This window comes from Streptomyces hiroshimensis, assembly GCF_014650335.1.
Lineage (GTDB): Bacteria > Actinomycetota > Actinomycetes > Streptomycetales > Streptomycetaceae > Streptomyces > Streptomyces hiroshimensis.
Genome location: NZ_BMUT01000004.1, coordinates 250,153 through 269,730, shown reverse-complemented (window position 1 = coordinate 269,730; position 19,578 = coordinate 250,153). Strand labels below are relative to the sequence as shown.

Here is a 19,578-nt window from a genome sequence, read left to right as displayed (position 1 = left end):
CAGGAACAGGCAAGAACAGGCAGGAACAGGCACGAAGGGGCGGGGCACCATGACCACCACCGCACTGTGGAGCCGGGCGCAGCAGCAGGACTTCCGCGCCCGCGTCCGCGGCTGCCTGCTCGGCGGGGCGATCGGCGACGCCCTCGGCGCGGGCATCGAGTTCCACTCGCTCGACATGATCCGCGGGAACCACGGGCCCGCCGGCGTAGCCGACTACGTCCGGGCCTACGGGCGGCGCGGCGCCGTCACCGACGACACCCAGATGACGCTGTTCACCGTGGACGGCCTGATCCGCGCCCAGGTGCGGCGCGACGGCGGCACCTGGCCCGCGGCCGAGGAGGTGCACCGGGCGTACCTGCGCTGGCGGGCCACCCAGCGGTATCAGGAGCCGGACCTGCGCGACCCGGCCCTGGGACTGCTGGGCCGCCAGCCGTGGCTCCACGCGCAGCGGGCCCCCGGCAACGCCTGCCTGTCCGGGCTCGACGACGACCGGATGGGCACCCTCACCGCGCCCAAGAACCCGGGGTCCAAGGGCTGCGGCACCGTGATGCGTTCGGCGCCGTTCGGGCTGCTGGTGGACCGGGAGCCCGCGGAGGTCTTCCGGCTGGCCGCCGAGTGTGCCGCGCAGACCCACGGCCACGCCTCGGGCATCCTGGCGGCGGCCGCCTTCGCGGCGATCGTGCACGGCATCGTCCGCGGCGGGACGCTGGAGACCTCGGTGCGGCAGGCGTTCGACCTGCTGGCGCAGTGGGGCGGCCACGAGGAGGTGACGGCCGCGGTCCGGCAGGCGCTCGACGCCGTACGCCAGGGGGCGCCGAGCGCCGAGCGGCTGGAAGCGCTCGGCGAGGGCTGGGTGGCCGAAGAGGCCCTGGCGATGGGCCTGTACTGCGCGCTGGTCGCCGAGGACATGCGGCACGGGCTGCTGCTCGCCGTCAACCACAGCGGCGACTCCGACTCCACGGGCTCGGTCTGCGGCAACCTGCTCGGCGCGCTGCACGGCGAGACCGCGCTGCCGCCGGACCTGCTGGCCGAGCTGGAGGGCCGTGCCGCCATCGCCGAACTCGCCGACGACTTCGCCCTGGAGATCACCCAGGGGGCGCAGCTGCACGGCCCGGGCGTGACCTCGACGGTGTGGACGGAGCGCTACCCGCTGGGCTAGCGGCCGTTGCGATCGCACAACCCGTGGGTTGCGGCCGTGCCGTCGCAGACTCCGGATACGGCGGAACCCCCTCGGCCGGGACGGCGGACCAGTCGAGGGGGTTCTGCGCGGAACTGCCTAGGGGTGGTGAAGACGTCGTATCGGCCGGACTTATCAGAAGTCGTATGCGCGACGGGAAACGGTCGTCACAAACGAGGACCAGGCGCCGGGCGTGAAACCGAGAATCGGCCCCTGGGGGTCCTTGGAGTCACGGACCGCGATGGACTGGGGGAGAGGGGAAGCGACCTCCACGCAGTCGCCGTTGGCCAGCGAGTACGAGGACTTGCGCCACGTGGTGTTTCCCTGCTGGATGGCCATGATTGCTCCCATGCCTTGGTGAGTATGTGCCTTGATCAGAAACGCCGGTCGTTACGCCGGTTTCCCGAGGTGCGACCGACGTTACGCGCCAACATCACCTGATGAACGGGCCATTCACTCGACCGGATGGCATATTCAGGAACGCCCTTCCCTGTAGACGGGGGGAGGGTGTACCGTGCGGCGGCTGCCCAGGAGACGGGCCGGATGGTCCGGACGGGCCGCGTACGGGGCCGCCCTCGGGCCTTCGCGCGGACCGCCGTTCAGACCTCCGCTCAGACCTCCGCCGCCCACTCCTCCGCGACCCGGTCGATGAACTGCCGGGAGTGATCCGCGTTGAGAGCCTGCATTCGCAAATGTTCGTACATCACGCTGTAGGTCTGCACATCGTTCGGCTTCTCCAGGTAGAGGTCACTGGTGATCCCCTCCAGATAGACCGTGCTGGCATCCTGCGGGTCGTTGAACTCAAGAATGGAGAACTTTCCGTACATGCCCGGATGTGCACCCACGTCGTACGGCAGCACCTGCACCGTGATGTGCGGCTCCAGGCTGAACTGCACGAGCTGGCGCATCTGTTCCGCCATGATCTCCCGGCTGCCCACGATCCGGCGCAGCGCCGACTCGTCGATGACCGCCCAAAGCCGCAGCGGATTCTCCGGATCGGTGATCCGCTCCTGCCGCCGCATCCGCACCTGCACGCGCCGCTCGATATCCGCCGTCGTCGCCTCCGGCCAGGAGCCCTCGGTCACGGCGCTCGCGTAATTGGGCGTCTGCAGCAGACCCGGTACGAGAGATGCCTCGTACACGCGCAGTGAGGCCGCATCCGTCTCCAGGCCGATGTAGACGCTGTAGGGAGTGTCGCCGAAGGCGTGCCACCAGCCTTGCTGGCGCGACTCCTTGGCCATCTGCATCAGCGAATCGACAATGCGGTGGTCCTCGACCCCGTACACCCCGCAGAGATCGCGTACGTCGCGCTGGCTGATGCTGCGGCGGCCGTTCTCCAACCGGCTGATCTTCGACTGGGAGACGAGCAGCCGCTCGGCGACCTCCTCGGCGGTCATGCCCTTGAGTTCGCGGAGCTTGCGCAGCTCCTGCCCCAAGCGGCGCCGCCTAACGGTGGGATTGACACTGGACGCCACGGGACGCACCTCCGGCTCCGTCATGCTGCTGTCTCCTGACCTCGCAGCCTGCCACCACATGCCGGGGCGGCGCTGGAAAATGCCACACAGAGTCCGCCTGCGGTGAAGGGTTGCCGGGGCCGGCCGCTGCGGACCGTGCATCGTCCCGTGCATGTGCACGCGGGGTGGTGGTCCGGACCGCCGTCCCGGGCGGCCGGCCCACCACCCCGCGCGATATCGCGGCTCCCGAACCGGGCCGGGGGACTGCGCTGCGGTCGGTCGAGCTCTGGGTGTGCTGTGGGTGTTGCTGTACGGGTGTTGCGGTGCTGCGGTGTTGCGAGGTGCTGTCGTGCGACGTGCTGTGGTGCGTTGCGCTGTTCTCCGGGCGGTGCCGGGCAGTGCCGAGCGATGCCGGGCGGTCCTGGGCGGTCAGCGGCGCGATCGACGCCCTCGATGCCCTCGCCGGCGTCGGCTCACGAGGCCCCGGCCCGGGCCATCACGGCCGTCCCCTGGGCCACCTGCTGCCCGGACGCCCCGCCCCGGACGGACGTGCGCCGTCCCGAGCCGCCGGTGCCGTGGGCGCCCGCGCCGGAACCGGCCGCCGCCGGGGCGGCCCGCCGCGGCTGTGCCGCGACGCCGTTCTGCACGTCCATCACGGCGTGCGCCACGAGGCCGCCCATGGGGTCGTGCCTGATCAGATCCCGCAGCCGGGAGCGGGAGGACCGCCCCTCGTTGCCCGGGTAGAGGTGCTTGCCGAGACCCACCGCGTGGGCCAGGGCGGCGAGCGCCGCGGTCCGCGGGTCCGGCGGGACGCCGGTGCGGATCGCGCTGTCCAGCCGGGCCCTGATCTCCCGGCTGATCGCGGTGTCCGTCGCCTGATAGCGCGTCGTCGGCAGCACCCCGCACATCTGGCCCGCCACGGCATGCACCATGCCGCACCGCTCCAGGTGCGTGAGATACGTCTGGCGCAGCCCCAGCCGGGGCCCGCCGATCCAGTGGACGGCGCGCACCGGACTGCCGCGGCGGCGCAGCAGTTCGAGCGCGGTGTCCAGCGTCGGATCTCCTGTCGGCCGCGGCATCACCACGGCGATACGATCCCCGTCTGGGGCTATCCGTCCAGCCAGAGCCAGCTCCACTAGCTGCGCCCCGGCGAGACCCAGGTCGAGCGACTGCGGCTGCGCCGTGGTTCCCGTGGCCGGGTCCAAAGCGAGCAGCAGAAGCTCCTCCGGAATTGTTCTGCGGCTCCTGCCCATCCATGCCTCCCCGCGTGGATGACTGACAGGGTGACCCCTCTCACATTGGTCTGTCGAGAGTGCGTGGTGGCTTCGGGTGGGAACCGGTAGGTATGTCGTCTCGTCTAGCACGACGGTGAGGCCGGTCGATCCCTTCTGGCGGTGCGGTTGCGCGGTGACGGGGCTGCGACACAGGACACTGGTAAGCGTTTGAGAAGGTTCGGCCTGCGGGGTGCGGAGCACCCCGCGGTGGCGTATCGCGTGGGAATTCGAGGAGGCATCGGTGGCGGGCGAGTCCCCCGGCAAGTCGGAGCAGCGGAAGTCGTCGGGGGAGACGACTGGCGGCGAGCACGACCCGCGACTCGGGGTTTTCCGGGAAACCTCCGGAAAGCCGTCCGGGAAAGCTGACGCGCCCGAGAGCGCGGATGCCGCGGATGCCGCCGAAGGCGGCCGTGAAGAAGTGTCCCCGGCGCCCGGTGAGGCCGATGCGGATGCAAAGGGCGAGTCCTCTGCGGAGGCCCCGGCGAAGGCGAAGCCTTCCGGGAGCCCTTCCGCGAAGCCTTCCGGCAAGGGCAGTCCGGCGGCGGGCGGCGATGCCCGCCTGAAGGCCGCGGTGGCGGCGTGGGTGGCCGGTACGGACGAGGAGGAGGCCGGAGAGGGCTCCGAGGCTCCTGAGGCTGCCTCCGAGGCCCCTGCGGAGTCCGCCTCCGGCGAGGGTGCGAAGGCTTCGCCGGGCGAGCGTGTGCCTGCCGACCGGGCCACGGCTGTCTTCCGTACGGTCCGGCCGAAGGCCGGTGCGGAGTCCGCCTCCGGCGAGGGCGAGGACGGTTCCGCCGCGGACCGGGCCGCCGCCGGTGACGGCACGGCCTCGAAGGCTTCGGCCGCCAAGGGTGAGGACTCCGCGCCTGCCGACCAGGCCACGGCTGTCTTCCGTACGGCCCGGCCGAAGACCGGTGCCTCGTCCGGTGACGGTGACGGTGACGGCAAGGCTGCCGACGCCGCGAAGGCCGCCTCCGGCGAGGGCAAGGACGCCGAGGACGCTGCCGCCGACCGGGCCACCGCCTTCTTCGGTACGGTCCGGCCGAAGGCCGGCGCTTCGTCCCGTGACGGTGACGGCAAGGCCGCCGAGGCGGCGAAGTCCGCCTCCGGCGAAGGCAAGGGCAGTGATTCCCCTGCCGCCGACCAGGCCACCGCCGTCTTCCGTACGGTCCGGCCGAAGGCCGACGGCACGTCCGCCGACGCCGCGAAGGCCCCGTCCGGCAAGGGCACCCCCTCCGCCAACGGCAAGGCCCCCGTCGCCGACGATCAGCCGACCGCCTTGATCAAGGCCCCCGTCGCCGACGATCAGCCGACCGCCCTGATCAAGGCCCCCGTCGTCCAGGAGCCCGCCCGCAAGGACGGTGCCGCCAAGGACGGCCCTTCCAAGGACACCGCCGCCAAGGACGGCGCCTCCAAGAAGGACGGCGCTGCCGGGCCCGCGGACTCCGACTCCGAGCGCACCAGCCAGTTCGTGCCGCTGAAGTCGCTCGACGGTGCCGCGAAGGCGGCCGCCCCGGCCAAGTCCGCGGCCCCCGCGAAGCCGGCCGTGCCCGTCAAGGACGCCGCCAAGGCGCCCGCCAAGGCGCCGGTGCCCGCCCCCGCGAAGGCCCCCGCCAAGGGCGGCGCTTCCGCCAAGGGCGGCGCCCCCGCCAAGCCCGCCATACCGGTCAGCGTGACCCCGCCCGCCCCCTCCGAGCGGACGCAGCAGCAGCCGTTCCCCCCGAAGCCGGACGGCGGCGGCCCCACGGTCCCCCCGGCGGCGGGGCAGCCCGCGGCGCCGCTGGACCTGCTGGCGCAGCTGACGAACACGCCTCCGCCGCCGGAGACGCCCGTCCGCACGGTCCTGCGCCGGGTGAAGATCTGGACCCCGCTCGTGGTCCTGCTGGCGATCGTCTTCTGCGTGGTGCAGGCGTTCCGCCCGCTGCCGGAGCCGAAGCTGGTGCTGACGGCGCACAAGACGTTCAGGTTCGACGGCGACAAGGCGCAGATGACGTGGCCGTCGTCGGGCCAGGCGTACGTCGAGGTGGACGGCCTCGGCGCGCTGGGCGAGGCCGGCGAGGAGAAGCCCGTCCCGATCGCGAGCGTCACCAAGGTGATGACCGCGTACATCACCCTTCGCGACCACCCGATGAAGAAGGGTGACAAGAAGGGCGCGCTGATGACCGTCGACGCCAAGGCGGTGAGCGACTACCAGAAGGGCAAGCCCGAGGGTGAGTCCCTGGTCCGCGTGACCGAGAACCAGAAGCTCTCGGAGTACGAGGCGCTGGAAGCGCTGATGCTGCCGTCGGCGAACAACATCGCCAAGCTGCTGGCCCGCTGGGACGCCGGCTCCGAGGAGGCGTTCGTCAAGAAGATGAACGACACCGCCAAGGAGCTCGGCATGGTGAACACGACGTTCACCGACCCGAGCGGCTTCGACGCCACGACGAAGAGCACCGCGAAGGACCTGGTCAAGCTGGGCAAGAAGGCCATGGCGGATCCGGTCTTCAAGGAGATCTCCGGGCTGACGGAGTACATCGACAGCAACGGCGAGAAGCAGAAGAACTTCAACCCGATCGTTCCGCTGTACGGCACGGGCATCAAGACCGGCACGACCACCGCGGCCGGCGGCAACCTGCTCTTCGCCGCGGAGAAGAAGATCGGCGGCACCACGCAGCTGATCGTCGGAGCGGTGCTGGCGCAGCACAAGACGCCGATCATCGACTCGGTGGTCGCGGCGACCAAGGACGCCATCGAGTCCGCCAAGAAGGCGCTGGAGGCGAAGACGGTCGTCAAGAAGGGCGACGTCGTGGGCGCCGTGGACGACGGCCTCGGCGGCCGTACCCCGGTCGTGGCGACCAAGGACGTCACGGCCGTCGGCTGGGCGGGCCTGACCGTCGGCCTGGAGCTCGGTGACGGCGGCCACAAGCTGCCGCACGCGGCGAAGTCCGGTGCCGAGGTCGGCATGCTGACCGTGGGCAGCGGCCAGGGCCAGGTCCGGGTGCCGGTGGCGCTGAAGGCGCCGCTGGCCGAGCCGGGCTTCGGTGCGAAGCTCACGCGCCTGGGCTGAGCTGCGCGGGAGCGGCGCTCGCCGCTCCGGCCGGACCCTCGCGGCGTGCTAGCGTCGCGAGGGTTTGAGCACGGCCGGCGCCGTGCCGCTACCCGTAGGACCGGGGCAGCGCGAAGATGGGGGATGACCTCCGGGGGAAGACGGGGAGAACTGCAGTGACCACCGTGGACCCGGCACGGGCCGGCAAGCCGGACGAGCCGGGTGAGCAGGACGGGCGAGGCTCCGGCTTCCCAGGAGCTCCGCAACCCTCCGGCGGCACAGGCCTGCGCGGGCGTCTGAGGCGCGCGGGCCGCGCGACGGCCGGCCGCCCCGTCCTCGCCACCCTGTGTGTGGCGGCGGCGGCGCACGTGCTCTGGGTGTACGTGTTCGCGAACAGCGGCGGCGACCTGGCCGCCCAGGACGCCTGGGCCGAGTTCGTGGGCCAGCACCCCGACTCGGCGTACAACCTCGCCTGGTACGGCGGCATGCACCCCGTCTCGTACAGCGTGATCTCGCCGTACCTGATGGCCAGCATCGGCGTCCGCACCACGATGATGATCGCGGGCACGCTGTCCGCCGGCCTGATCGCCCTGCTGCTCGTGCGCAGCAGGGTCGTGCGCCGGCCGCTCGTGCCGGCCTTGTACGGCACCTTCGCGCTGACGTGCAACGCGATATCCGGCCGGGTCACCTTCGGGCTCGGCACGATGTTCGGCCTGGCGGCCGTCGCCGTGATCTTCGCTTGGCCGATGCGCTGGCGCTCGGTGGGCAAGTACCGCTGGGGCCGTGCGGGGCTGGCCGCGCTGGCGGCCGCGCTGGCGACGGCGTCGAGCCCGGTGGCCGGCCTGTTCGTGGGCTTCGTCGCGGCCGCCCTGTGGCTGGGCAAGCGGCGCCCGGCGGCGTACGCGCTGGGCGTCTCCCCGGCCGTGGTGGTGGGTCTGTCGGCGTGGCTGTTCCCGTTCTCGGGTCACCAGCCGATGGCCTTCGTCTCGGCGATCCTGCCGCTGCTGAGCGGCGTCTTCGGGGTGGTGTTCGTCCCCAAGGAGTGGCGCACGGTCCGGATGGCCTCGGCGCTCTACGTCCTGGCCGTCCTGCTGGTCTGGCTCATCCCCTCCCAGATCGGTACGAACGTCTCCCGGCTCGGCATGATCTTCGGCGGGACGGTGCTCGTCGCGGCCCTGCCGGAGCTCAAGGTGCCGCGGCCGGCGGAGCTGCTCAAGAGCGGCCTGCGCTGGACGGCGCTCATCCTCGCCCTCGTCACGTGCACGTCGTGGCAGCTCGCCAACGCCATCGGCGACATCATCCACACCACGCCCGCCGCTTCCTGGGCGCGTGAACTCGCGCCCCTGGTGAACCGGCTGCAGCAGACCGACGCGGCGCGGGGCCGGGTCGAGGTCGTGCCCGCCCGCAGCCACCGCGAGTCCTCGGCCCTCACCCCGTACGTCAACCTCGCCCGCGGCTGGAACCGGCAGGCCGACCGCGAGCGCAACCCGCTCTTCTACGAGCCCGGCCTGCTGAACTCCTCCAGCTACCGCGCCTGGCTCGACCGCTGGGCCGTGCACTACGTCGTGCTGCCCACCGACGAGCCGGACCCCGCGGCCGTCGACGAGGCCAAGCTCGTCGCCAAGGGCCAGCCCTACCTGCGCCAGGTGTGGTCCGACGACAACTGGCGGCTGTACGAGGTCGAGGCGCCGACGCCGCTCGCCGACCCCCCTGCGGTCGTGGAGCGCACGGACGCGGAGGGCCTCACGATCACCGTGGACAAGCCGGGCCCGGTGCTCATCCGCATCCCGTACTCGCCGTGGCTGGGCCTGGTCGACAAGGACGGCAAGGACGTCCAGCCCCCGAAGGCGGGGCCGCGCGGCGAGCCGGCGGTCAACGTCAACGGCTGCCTGTCCAAGGAGGTCCAGGAGGCCCGCGAGGACCGGCCGGAGGACGACTGGACGCTGCTGCGCGCGCCGAAGCCGGGCACGTACCACATCGTGGCGCGCTACAAGCTGCCGCGCGGCACGGGCTGCCCGGACAAGCTGGCGAAGTAGCGCTGCCGGATCCTTTGGATCTGCCGGACCTGCCGGACGTGCCGGATCTTTCGGATCTGCCGGGTCACTCGCAGACTTGCGGTGGTGACCCGGCTGCGGCGGTGCCCTGCGGGGGCTTGAGGTCCTTCCGCACGCCTTCCAGGTAGTCCAGCACCTTCTGCTGCCGCTCCGGGCCGGGGTCGCTCAGGTAGTCCAGCACCGCGTGCTGGAAGGCGAAGCGCATCCGCAGCGGCATGACGTCCGAGGCGTCCAGGCACTTGGGCGGCTTCCGGTCGCGGAGGGCCTCGGCGACGGCGGCGTTGACGCGCTCGGAGGGGCCGGGCTGCGGTGCGTCCGCGGTGACGAAGAAGGGCCGGCCGGGGTTGCCCGGGTCCTTCGCGGCCTTTCCGTCCGCTCCCTGCTGCCCGTCCTTGCCGGGGCCGGGGTCGGGGGCCGGTGCCTCGGCCCAGGCGCGCTGGCCCTGCGGGGAGGCGAGGAAGCGCATCAGATCCCGGGCGGCCCCGCTCTTCCCGAAGAGCGTCGCGAAGTCCGCGGACACCTCGGAGGCGGCGGGCTGCCGGGCGATCTCGGGGAGCACCTCCCGCGTGGGCACGAAGGCCGCGCGGCGGGTGTAGTCGGCGTCGCGGATGAACGATCCCTGGTGCTGCAGGGAGCACGGCGAGGAGAAGATGCTCTTCGCGAAGTCCTGGCTCAGGGCGGCCGCGGCCGGGCCCTTGGTGAAGATCCCCCCGAACGTCCGCCAGGCCTCGGCCACCGCCCCGCGCGACCACGGCAGCTTGCCCCGGGCCCACTCCTCGTAGGCCACCGTGCCGCTCTGCTGCAGCAGGATGTCCTCGATCCAGTCCGTGCCCGGCCAGCCGGAGGTGGCGTCGTCACCCATGCCCGCGCACCACCGGCCGCCCTGGGCCGCGAGCGTGCGCAGGTCCTGACCGCGGCCGGGGTCGTACCAGACGACGCTCTTCAGATCGGCCTTGACCGCGACGGCGTAGACCTTGTCGCCGGTCCTGGGGGCCCACAGCGGGCCGTACCCGTCCAGGGCGCCCTTGAGGACGGGGGTGAGTTCCTGCGGCGGGGTCTCCGAGCCGATGTACTCGCGGACCTCGCCGGGGCTCGGCAGGATCGCGACGTCCGGGGCGTTGCCCGCGTTCAGCCGGGAGAGCAGCACCTCGCGCAGGGCCGTGGTGCCCTGGTAGTCGACGTCGACGTGGTACTTCGCGGAGTACGCGTCGAGGACCTGGCGGAAGCGCTTCTCCTCGGTGTCGGTCCACGGGGCGAGGACGCTGACGCGCCCGTGGTGCTCGGTGCGCGCGTCGCCCCTGCCGACGGCGGGGAACAGCACCAGCCACACGACGAGGAGGACGGTCGCGGCCTCGAAGGAGCGGATCCGCCGCCCCAGGCTCTGCGGCACGCGCGCGAAGCGGTACTCCTCGATGCGAGGCTGGAGGCCGAGGACGGCCAGCGCGGCGATGACGACGGCCGCCAGGGGGATCCAGGCGGGCACGGCGGTCAGCCACCGCGTGTCCTGCATGCCGTCGCGCACCGTCTCCGGGACGCTGCCGGAGACCTCGCCGCCGCGGGCCGCGTCGTAGGCCAGGCCGAGGTCGTCCTGGAGCTGCACGGCGGCGGCCAGGAGCAGCGGCACGAGCCCCGCCAGCAGCAGGGTGGCCCCCGCGAGGGGGCCGTTGAAGCGGCGGCGGAAGCGGCGTCGGAGGAAGAGCTGGGTGTCGACGAGCAGCCAGGCCAGTGCGCACCACAGGAGGACCGCCACGCCCCAGGCGAGCTTGAGCAGCCAGCCGGTCGACGTCTGGGAGTCCAGCACGGCGGTCTGCCGGTCCTGGACTTTCGCGAGCCGGGCGATGGCGCCGCTCTTCTTGCGGTTCAGCGTGCTGTCGGCGTAGTGCAGATAGGTGTCGCGGAGCTTGTCGTCGGCCTGGCTGCGGGCGGCCTGCCCGATGAGGTAGTCGTACGAGGAGAGCTGGCCGGCCACCGTGCTCAGGGCGCTCTGCCCTGCGGAGCCCGCGACGGTGGTGGCGGCCGCCTTCTCCAGGCTCCTGAAGGCGGCGTTGATCTTTGCGCGGTAGTCCTCGCCGGGGCCCTCCGTGGCGGCGGCCGGGCTGTGCAGGGCGGTGTCCGCCGCCTTCAGCGAGTCCTGCAGGGCCTTCTCCGTCGCGGCGACGTGGGCCATCGCCGGCACGGTGCGGTCCGGCACCTGGGCGGCGTCCCGGCTCACCCCGTAGTACGCCGCGAGGAGGGCGCCGCAGGCCAGCACCGTCGCCACCAGCAGGGCGGCCAGCCGGCGTATCAGCCAGGGTCTGGTGTGCGCGGAGCCGTACGCGAGGCTGTGCGCGGGACTGCGGGCCGGGCTGTTCGCAGAGCCGTCTGCGGAGCTGTTCGCCGGGCTGTTCGCAGAGCTGTTCGCGGGGGTGGTCATGCGGGCGGCTCCGGTGGCTCGTGCTCCGGCCGCTCGTGCTGCTCGGGCGGGGCGAGCGGCGCGGGTGACGCGGGCGACGCGCCCCTCGCCGGGAGGCTGTGCCCGCACTTGGGGCAGACCTTCGCCGTGCCGGGGGAGATGCGCCCGCACTGAGGGCGGGGACATACGACGTCGGGCACACCGGACGCGCCGGGGGCGCCGCAGATACGGGCGTCCGCCGCACCGGGCACCCGCCGCGGCCCGGGCACGGAGGGCGGCGGAGCGGGCTCGGGCGACCCGGGCGGCGGCTCCCAGGACTTGTGCGTCTGCGTGCTGTGGTCGGAGCCCACCCAGGCCGCGTTGAGGTCACCGGCCGCGATGACGCCGAGCAGCCGGACCCGCCCCTCCCCGGCGTCGTCGATGCGCACCAGGCGCCGCAGCCGGCGCAGCATCTTCTCGTCGCCGAGTTCGTGGGCGAGCCGCACGGCCCGGCCCCACTCCTCCTCCGCGGCCGCGCGGTCGCCGCGCTCGTACGCCTCGCAGCCGGCGTTGACCGCCCGGCCCAGGTCGGCGTGGCCGGCGAAGTGGGCGACGCGCGGATGGACCTGCGTGGACAGGCCGGCGTCGTCGGTCCAGTGGACGAGCAGCGGCACGGGCAGGGGCACGGCGACGACGGCCTCGGCGGGGTGGTCGCCGACGGCGTCGGGCACCAGCGACACCGAGGCCAGCTGCATGTCCTCGCCCATGGGGTCGCCGGCGCGGTCGGCCGTGACGCACAGGTGGTAGTCACGGGACTCGTCGCCCCACGCGCCGGTCGGGAAATCCCAGCTGCGCTCGCCGGACTGCACGCCCTCCTTCGTCAGGTCCAGCTCGGTGGGGAAGACCTGCTTGAAGAAACGGATCTCGCTGCCGGCGCGCGGCCGGACGCGGATGCGGATGCCGGGCAGCGCCTTGGCCATGGCGCTCGTCATCATCGTGCGGAACTCGTCCTCCAGGTCGGAGTCGCGCTCGACGGCGTCCGCCTTGCCGTGCAGCCGGGAGGCGATCGCCCGCAGCTCGGCGGCCGCCCACTGGTCGCCGATGCCGCGCGCGTCGCAGGTGAACTTCCCCGTGCAGTCGGCGAGGACGCGCTCCAGCTCGCCGGGCCGGTCGTGCTCGTTCCTGCCGTCGGTCAGCAGGAGGGCGTGCCGGATGGGGTGGTCCTGCTCCGGGGCGGTGAGCAGATCGCGGGCGCAGGCGAGCCAGGAGGCGACGGCCGTGCCGCCCGCGGCGACGAGGGCGTGGGCGGTACGGGCGGCGTCGGCCCGGGTGGCGGGGCCCGCGACGGCCAGCCGGCCGGTCGCGGGATAGACGACGCGGGCCTTGTCGGTGCCTTCGACGAGGGCGAAGCGGGTGCCGTCGCGCAGGACGCCGATGGCGGCGGCCGCCGCCTTGCGGGCCGCCGAGATCTTCGTGCTGGGCCAGTTCATCGACCCCGAGCAGTCGATGACGACGACCTCGGCGGAGGAGGCGTGGGCGGTGAGCCCGCCCAGGCCGTGGCCCTCGACGGTGAGGATGGCGTGGGCCGGCACGGCTTCGGGGCCGGCCGGCAGGTACTTGTTCTGTCCCAGCTGGACGGTGAGAGCGGGCAGGGCCGCCGTCGGTGCGCGGTCCTGCGGGCCCGCGGCGTCGTCCCGGTTCATCGCGTATCTCGGTTCATCGCGTCGGTCCCTTGCCTCGCTTGCCTCGGTCCCCTGCCTCGGTCCCTTGCTTCGGTCCGTTGCCTCGGTCCATGCGTTCCCTCGTGTCAGAAGCGGGTCCTGGGGCGGACGCTGTTCGCCAGGTCGACCAGGGCGGCGAGGCCGCCGGGGGTGGGCGCCTGCCGGGCCAGCCGACGCAGCTTCGCCTCCAGCCGGGTGCGGAGGGCGAACTCTTCTTCCTCGTCGCCCGCACCGAAGAGCGCGGTGCTGCCGCCGCCCTGGTTGCCGGCCGTGCCGCCCACGCGCTCGCCTCCGCCGCCGGCCGTGCCGCCCCGCACGCCGGCCGCCGCTTCCGCCCGTACGCGTTCCAGGGCCACTTCGAGCGTCTCCGCCTCCAGCCGGTCGCGGGCCGGGCCGCCGGGGTGGCCCTCGTCCAGATAGAGCCGGGGCAGCCGGTCCAGGGCCGAGGCCAGGTCGGCGCGGCCGGGCAGCCCGGGGCAGGACGGTCCGTGGCCGGGCGGTCGGCCGGGTGGTCGGCCGGGTGGTGCGCTGTCGCCGTCGGCGCAGAGGCGCCCCGAGAAGATGCGCACGCAGGCGATGCGGGCGGCGTCGTAGTGGCGGGACGCTTCGGGCAGGCCTTCGAGGATCTCGACGGCGCCGGTGCGGTCGCCGTCGGCCAGCCGCAGCCGGGCGAGCCCGAAGGCGGCGCTGCCCTGGGAGCGGTTGCGCTGCCATACGGCCTGGTAGTAGCGCTCGGCGGCGGCCGCGTCGCCGCGCCGCTCCGCGCAGTAGCCGAGGGCCAGCTTGGGGGCGTACTCGCCGGGCAGATCGCGGTACACGCGGTCGAACTCGCCCTCCGCGGCGCCCGGCTCGCTCCGGGCGAGGTGGATCAGGCCCCGGTGCCAGGAGATCCGCCAGTCGTGGGAGGCCCGGTCGCCCAGGAGTTTCCCAGCGGTCGCCAGACGCTGCTCCGCGGCGTCGAGTTCGCTCAGTTCGAGGTGGGCGCGCAGCTGCCGGAGGCGGATCTCCACCGACACCCGCTTGTGCTCCGAGGTGGACAGCTGCTGGATCAGGCGGCGCGGACCGCTCGTGGTGGGCTGGCCCAGCAGGGCCGCGGCCGGGTCGCCGGGGTCGGGGTAGGGCACGGGCAGGTGGCGCGGGACGCGGTCGGCCGCGGGCAGGCCGGGGTCGAGGAGCGGGCGCCGCTCGCCGCTCAGCCAGCGCTCCAGGGGAGGCACGCGCCCGAGCGAGGCGTCGAGGAGGGTGGCGGCGGGGGCGAAGAGCGTGGACGGCTCGGGGTGCTCGGTGCCGGTGCGCAGGCAGCGGATCTCGCGCAGGACGCCGCGCAGTTGCTCGGCCATCTCGCGGGCCGAGGCGAAGCGGTCGGCCGCCTTCTCCGCGGTGGCGCGGGCGATGGCCCGCCGGTAGGACTCGGCACCGAGGCCCGGGGGCTGCCGGTCGGCGTGGTCCGAGAGGGCGCGCAGGGTCATGCCGAGGCTGAAGAGGTCCGATCGGACGGACAGGCCCCGGATGCCGAGGCGGACGACCTCGGGGGCGGTGAAACCGCGGGCGCCGAAGAGGACGCCGTCCTCGTCGCCCAGCTTGCGGGTGGCGCCGAGGTCGATGACCTTGATCTGGTCCGCGTAGTGCATGACGTTGTTGGGCTTGAGGTCGCAGTAGACGTAGTTCTTGCGGTGCAGGCTCTCCAGGGCGTCGAGGATGCGGCAGCCGTAGGACAGGACGTATTCGAAGATGCGGTCCTCGCCGAAGGGGCCCTCGCGGCGGATGATCCGCTCGCGCACCTGGGAGAGGAGCATGCCGCGCACGAACTCCATGACGATGTAACGGGTGGGGACGTCGCTGTCGCCATTGCCGTCGCCGTCGCCGTTGCTGTCCGGGCCGTCCCCGTCCGGTGCGCCGCCGCCTGCCGCGGGCTCCGGGTGGGTGACGAAGTTGATGATGCGGACGATGTCGGGGTGGCTGTTGCTGATGAGGTTGTTCCGCTCCACGCCCATGTTGTGCAGGGCGTCGGGGTCGCGGGTGTTGATGAGGCCCTTGAGGGCCACGGGGTTGTTCTCCAGCCGGATGTCGTGCGCGAGGTAGACCCAGCCGAGGCCGCCGTTGGCCACGCACCCCACCACGCGGTACTGCCCGCCGACCAGATCGCCGGGGGCCAGGCGCGGGGTGAAGTCGTAGGCGTGGCCGCACCGTTCGCAGAAGCCCTTGGGCAGGGCCGGCTGCCCGCCGTAGGGACGGGCGACGATCGCGGTGCACCCGGCGTGCCCGCAGGTCTTGCCGCCGGCCGGGACCTTGGGGTCCTCGACGACCAGGGCTTCAGGGGAGGGCGTGGCGATGTGGGGCAGGTCGAGGAGGCCGTCGCCCGCGGGGCCCACGGTGAACAGCCGGTCGGTCCGGGCCCGCCTTTGGGTGCCGGCCGTGGACGGGCTCTCCGCCGTCGACGGGCTCTCGGGCATGGGAGGGCTCTCCGGCGAGGGCGGGGCCTCGGGCAGGGGGCGGCGGCAGCACCGTTCGCAGAAGCCGGTCGCCTCGATACGACCGCTGCAGCCGGGCCGGTTGCAGCGGTCGGGGGGATTCCCGGGTGGAGTCATCAGGCGTCGCCCCCTCGCGGGCGGTGGGTGTGGTGCCGTACGGCGTCGGCGAAGCGCTCCACGGCGCGCTCGGCCTCGGTGAGCTCACAGGGCGCCTGGTAGAGGAGGTTGTGGGCGGTGCGGTAGAGGGGCGCGGCGGCCCGCTCCTCCTCCAGGCTGCGGGCGGCGAGCAGTGCGAAGAAGGCCTCCAGCCGGCCGCGCAGCTCGTTGCGCCGGGCGATCCGGGCCTCGGCCAGGCCGATCACCTCCTCTATGCGCATGAGCGCCGACTGCACGGTCCGCTCGAAGGCGCCGAGGTCGGTCAGGAAGCGCCCGCCGCCGGGCTCCGGGTGCTTGCGCAGCGCCGTGAGGTCCAGCCGGAGGGCGGCCGCTCGCTGCGGCACGGGGGGCACCGGGGCGATCAGGGCGGTCTTCTCGAAAGCGGTGCGCTCGCGGCGCGCGATGTTGTCGATGCCCTCGCGCACCCGGTCGAGCCGGGCGGCGATGTCGTCCTTGGCGGGGTCAGCCATCCTCAGCGCCAGCTCCAGGCTCTGCGATTCGGGGTTGCGGAAGACGAGGAGCAGCCGGGCGCCCCGGGCGGCCAGCAGCCCGGTGAACTCGACCAGGGCCAGGGGGGCCACCGCGTAGTCGACGCCTTCGGCGACGATCGTCAGCGGCACGCTCCTCGCCGCGCCGAGGCGGCCGACCGCCGATCCCTCCCCGTCGGCGGCGCGCAGCCCGAGGCGGTCGGCGACGCGCTCGGCGACCCGGGCGACGGTCTCCCCGGAGACGTCCAGGGCGAGGTCGACGCTGCCGAGGGGCGGCAGGACGTCGTCCTCCGTCTCGTACGGGGGCGGGGGGCGGCGGGAGGTGCCGTTGGCGCGGGGCGGGGGCCGGGGGTCGGGTCTCTGCGGTGGCAGATGCGGTGGCAGGTGTGGTGGGGGCAGGTGCGGTGGGGGCGAGGCGGTGGCGCCGGCCGGATCCGGGGCGTCCGCGGGGAGTTCCCGGTCCGCCAGGGCGACCGCCCTGCTCAGCGTGGCCGAGCGGACCGCCTCGCCCTTCTTGATGACGATCGCCTCCATCCGCCGCGTGCCCTCCTCGCCGGCGAACCAGCGCGCGAGCCAGCGGGCGAAGTCACGGTCCCGGGCCGCGCTCCGCGGCACCGAGGGCAGGCCGTTGCCCCGCTCGCCGCTCACGTAGCGGGCGATGACCGGCAGGTGCCGGACGACGGTCTCGATGGGGATCATGTACGACAGGTGCAGCCGCTGATCGGCGGGCGCGGCCGACGAGCGGTCGTCGTAGCGGCTGACGACCATGCCGAGGACGCGGTGGGTCTCGGCGTCCGTCACGGCGGCCCCGCTGAAGCCGGGCCGCACCGTCTCCTCCGGCGTCACGGGGAACATCTGCACCCACTCGCCGCGCGGCCCCGACGGACCCGCCAGGGTGGCCCGGAACCACACCCCGTCCTTGAGCTCCCTGGTGCTGGGGAAGCCGCACATCCATACCGTCCGGCCGCGGGTGGGTGCGACGCGGTGCAGCGGGGCGGCGTGGCGGACGTCCTGCGGCTCGGCCAGGGTGAGCAGGGCGACATCGCCCCGGGAGTCCTCCAGCTCCGGCACCCAGCAGCCGTCGGCCACTCGGGCCGGGACGGCGCGGGCGCCTGGCACCCCGACCAGCTCGACCAGCACCTCGCCGGCGGGGGCGGCCGGGGAGGCGGGGGCGTGGGGGTCGCGGGAACCGGGGGCGCGGGGACCGGGGGTACGGGGATCGGGGTCACAGGGACCGGCGGGAATGACATGGGCGCAGGTGAGAACCGCATCGGCGGCCAGCAGAATGCCGGCACCCAGGACGTCCCCGCCGGACGTGGAAATGCGGACCCGCCAAGTCTCGCCGCGCATCTCGGTGTTGACGGGGACCTCGGTCTCCTCCCCCATGGGCGCAGAGCATACGCGCGCGTCCGGCGGAAATGCCCCCTCCGACTGCGGGGTCACCGTTCCGTGTGATTCACGGCGGGCGCCGCGCGCCCCCCGGGGTTCACCCGTTTGCCGCGTCCGGCGGCGATCGTTCCGGTTACCGTACGGTCACCTTCCGTGACCTGCCCTTACGGCTGCCGCCAAGGCGCCCGGGCCGTTCCGGACCGGCGATTCTGATGTGACGTCAGGGTGCGGGAGGGGCCGGATCCCGGTTCGCTCGGCTCTGAGGAGCGCGGACCCCCCACTCCTTTCGGTGGCACATCGAAGTGCCGCGGCCGCGCTCACGGAGGAACAAGCATGCGTAACTCACGAGTGCTCACCGGGACCGCCCTGTCCATAGCCGCCCTCGGGCTGGCGAGCGCTCCCGCGCTCGCCGGGGACTTCGGCAAGCTGGAGGTCGGCCCGAACCCCGCGAAGCCCGGCACCGAGGTCACGGTGAACACCACCGCCTGTGGCTCCAACGGCTCGGGGACGGGCGACGCCAGCGCCGTCGGCGGCCCGGCCTCGTTCCAGCTCAAGCCGGGCTCGCACAAGGAGTCCGTCGCCGGCACCTTCAAGGTTCCGAACAGCGCGAAGGCCGGCACGTACGGCATCGGCGTCAAGTGCCACAGCGGCAAGGAGGCCACGGGCGACCTGGTCGTCTCCACGGGCTCGGGATCGAGCGCCGGCCCGGCGACGGGCTCGGGGTCGGGCTCGGGCTCGGGCTCGGGGTCGGGCTCGGGCTCGGGGTCGGGGTCGGGCGCGAGTGCGGCACCGGGCTCGGGTTCGGGCTCCGGCTCCTCCTCCACCCCGGCCAAGCCCCCGAAGGGCGGCATGAAGACCGGTGTCGGCTCCACCAGCGACGACTCCGGAATGACCGAGCTCATGGCGGGTGCGGCCGTGCTGGCCACCGCGGCGGTGGGCGGCACCTGGTACCTGCGGCGCCGTGGCAGCAACGGCAACCGGGTCTGACGCGCCCCCGGCCGGCTCCGTTCCCTGGTCCCCGAACGCGCGCGCGTCCGGGGACCAGGGGCGCGGTGGAGGAGATCGATGTCCCAGTCGCAGAACGCAGGCGAACGGGCCGTCCGCAGGGCGCACGGTTCCCGCAAGCCGCGGAACTCGCGGCGGATGCGCCGGAATCCGAACAGACGGGCCGCGGCGGCCGCAGTGTCCCCGGCGGCCCCGCTCTCCGCCGGGCCCTCCGCAGCCCTCCCGCGCGGACCTCGCCGCCCCCCGCGGTCCTCGCAGCAGGCGCGCGAGTCCCGGCGCGAGTCCCGGCGCAAGGCCGTCGCCGCCGCGTGCATCGCCGTCGCCCTGTGCTTCGGGAGCTGGCTGATCCAGCGCGGTGCCGACATCCAGGACCCGCCCCCGCAGCCCTCCGCGGCCGAGGCCTTCCCGGCCGCCGGGGCGCCCCTGGGCCCGGTGCGCGGCGAGCGCGCGGTGCCGCCGCTGCCGGTCGCCGTGCCGACGCGGTTCCGGATCCCGGCGATCGACGTCGACGCGCCGCTGCAGCCGCTGGGCCTGCTGCGCGACGGCAGCCTCTCCAGCCCGCGGGACGACGAGACCAACCTCGTCGGCTGGTACGCGGACGGCGCGGCGCCCGGCGCGACCGGCACCGCCGTCGTCGCAGGCCACGTCGACACCGACACCGGGCCCGCCGTCTTCTACAACCTCGGCGCCCTGAAGAAGGGCTACCGGGTGGAGGTGGCGCGCGCGGACGGCCGTACGGCGCTCTTCACCATCGACGCGATCGAGGTGTACAGCCGGACGGACTTCCCGTCGCAGAAGGTGTACGGGCCGTCGAAGCGCGCCGAGCTGCGGGTGATCACCTGTGGCGGAGGGTTCTCCGAGGAGAGCCACGCCTACATGGGCAACGTGGTCGTCTACGCCCACCTCACCGGGGTGAGGTGAGGGCACGCGGCACGCGGCCGGCTGATCACGGCCCCGGCCCCGGGGCCCGGCCCGCTGATCACGGCCGCCGCC

At 73.6% G+C, this 19,578-nt stretch carries 12 protein-coding genes; 5 read left to right on the top strand and 7 right to left on the bottom strand.

From position 1 onward, the window contains the following. Positions 1–49: 49 nt before the first annotated feature. Positions 50–1,159: an ADP-ribosylglycohydrolase family protein gene (locus IE241_RS12035; RefSeq protein WP_190021709.1), complete on the top strand. Its 1,110-nt coding sequence runs from the start codon at positions 50–52 to the stop codon at positions 1,157–1,159. Positions 1,160–1,312: 153 nt separating this feature from the next. On the opposite strand, the gene IE241_RS12030 is transcribed toward IE241_RS12035, so the two are convergent. The 3 genes from IE241_RS12030 to IE241_RS12020 form a co-directional block, all read right to left on the bottom strand. Further along, positions 1,313–1,516, bottom strand: coding sequence for a DUF397 domain-containing protein (locus IE241_RS12030; protein WP_190021708.1), 204 nt, complete (start codon positions 1,514–1,516; stop codon positions 1,313–1,315). 272 nt (positions 1,517–1,788) lie between these two features. After that, complete coding sequence (locus IE241_RS12025; RefSeq protein WP_190021862.1) at positions 1,789–2,652, bottom strand: helix-turn-helix domain-containing protein; 864 nt, start codon at positions 2,650–2,652, stop codon at positions 1,789–1,791. Positions 2,653–3,104: 452 nt separating this feature from the next. Next, positions 3,105–3,884, bottom strand: a complete 780-nt coding sequence (locus tag IE241_RS12020; RefSeq protein ID WP_190021707.1) for a GOLPH3/VPS74 family protein — start codon at positions 3,882–3,884, stop codon at positions 3,105–3,107. A 262-nt stretch (positions 3,885–4,146) separates the two neighbouring features. Here IE241_RS12020 and IE241_RS12015 point away from each other — a divergent pair, with 262 nt between their 5' ends. Both IE241_RS12015 and IE241_RS12010 read left to right on the top strand, forming a co-directional pair. Further along, positions 4,147–6,951 carry a D-alanyl-D-alanine carboxypeptidase family protein gene (locus tag IE241_RS12015; protein WP_190021706.1) on the top strand — a complete coding sequence of 935 codons (2,805 nt, stop codon included), beginning with the start codon at positions 4,147–4,149 and terminating at the stop codon, positions 6,949–6,951. Between the two features lie 155 nt (positions 6,952–7,106). After that, entirely contained in the window at positions 7,107–8,966 is a 1,860-nt protein-coding gene (locus tag IE241_RS12010) for a DUF8823 domain-containing protein (protein ID WP_190021705.1), read from the top strand. A 64-nt stretch (positions 8,967–9,030) separates the two neighbouring features. On the opposite strand, the gene IE241_RS12005 is transcribed toward IE241_RS12010, so the two are convergent. The 4 genes from IE241_RS12005 to IE241_RS11990 all read right to left on the bottom strand — a co-directional run bounded on the left by IE241_RS12005 (position 9,031) and on the right by IE241_RS11990 (position 17,577). Next, positions 9,031–11,397 carry a GlnX family signal transduction membrane protein gene (locus IE241_RS12005; RefSeq protein WP_190021704.1) on the bottom strand — a complete coding sequence of 789 codons (2,367 nt, stop codon included), beginning with the start codon at positions 11,395–11,397 and terminating at the stop codon, positions 9,031–9,033. Next, entirely contained in the window at positions 11,394–13,058 is a 1,665-nt protein-coding gene (locus tag IE241_RS12000; RefSeq protein WP_190021703.1) for a vWA domain-containing protein, read from the bottom strand. Before IE241_RS12000 ends, IE241_RS12005 begins: the two co-directional genes overlap by 4 nt. A 104-nt stretch (positions 13,059–13,162) precedes the next feature. Further along, a complete protein-coding gene (locus IE241_RS11995; RefSeq protein WP_190021702.1) occupies positions 13,163–15,529 on the bottom strand; it encodes a tetratricopeptide repeat protein in 2,367 nt (788 codons plus the stop codon). A 134-nt stretch (positions 15,530–15,663) separates the two neighbouring features. Further along, a complete protein-coding gene (locus IE241_RS11990; protein WP_190021701.1) occupies positions 15,664–17,577 on the bottom strand; it encodes a trypsin-like peptidase domain-containing protein in 1,914 nt (637 codons plus the stop codon). A gap of 336 nt (positions 17,578–17,913) precedes the next feature. On the opposite strand from IE241_RS11990, the gene IE241_RS11985 reads away from it, so the two are divergent. Together IE241_RS11985 and IE241_RS11980 are read left to right on the top strand one after the other, a co-directional pair. After that, positions 17,914–18,567 carry a GVDTG sorting domain-containing protein gene (locus tag IE241_RS11985; RefSeq protein WP_190021700.1) on the top strand — a complete coding sequence of 218 codons (654 nt, stop codon included), beginning with the start codon at positions 17,914–17,916 and terminating at the stop codon, positions 18,565–18,567. Positions 18,568–18,897: 330 nt separating this feature from the next. Then, positions 18,898–19,506 (top strand): class F sortase, encoded by a 609-nt coding sequence (locus IE241_RS11980; protein WP_229899192.1) that lies wholly within the window; start codon positions 18,898–18,900, stop codon positions 19,504–19,506. Positions 19,507–19,578: the final 72 nt, after the last annotated feature.

Bases quoted from the DNA above. Each gene is read 5' to 3' on its own strand.
- IE241_RS12005 (WP_190021704.1), bottom strand. From the start codon at position 11,397: ATGACCACCCCCGCGAACAGCTCTGCGAACAGCCCGGCGAACAGCTCC.
- IE241_RS11985 (WP_190021700.1), top strand. From the start codon at position 17,914: ATGCGTAACTCACGAGTGCTCACCGGGACCGCCCTGTCCATAGCCGCC.
- IE241_RS12000 (WP_190021703.1), bottom strand. From the start codon at position 13,058: ATGAACCGGGACGACGCCGCGGGCCCGCAGGACCGCGCACCGACGGCG.
- IE241_RS11995 (WP_190021702.1), bottom strand. From the start codon at position 15,529: ATGCCCGAGAGCCCGTCGACGGCGGAGAGCCCGTCCACGGCCGGCACC.
- IE241_RS12035 (WP_190021709.1), top strand. From the start codon at position 50: ATGACCACCACCGCACTGTGGAGCCGGGCGCAGCAGCAGGACTTCCGC.
- IE241_RS11990 (WP_190021701.1), bottom strand. From the start codon at position 17,577: ATGGGGGAGGAGACCGAGGTCCCCGTCAACACCGAGATGCGCGGCGAG.
- IE241_RS12030 (WP_190021708.1), bottom strand. From the start codon at position 1,516: ATGGCCATCCAGCAGGGAAACACCACGTGGCGCAAGTCCTCGTACTCG.
- IE241_RS12020 (WP_190021707.1), bottom strand. From the start codon at position 3,884: ATGGGCAGGAGCCGCAGAACAATTCCGGAGGAGCTTCTGCTGCTCGCT.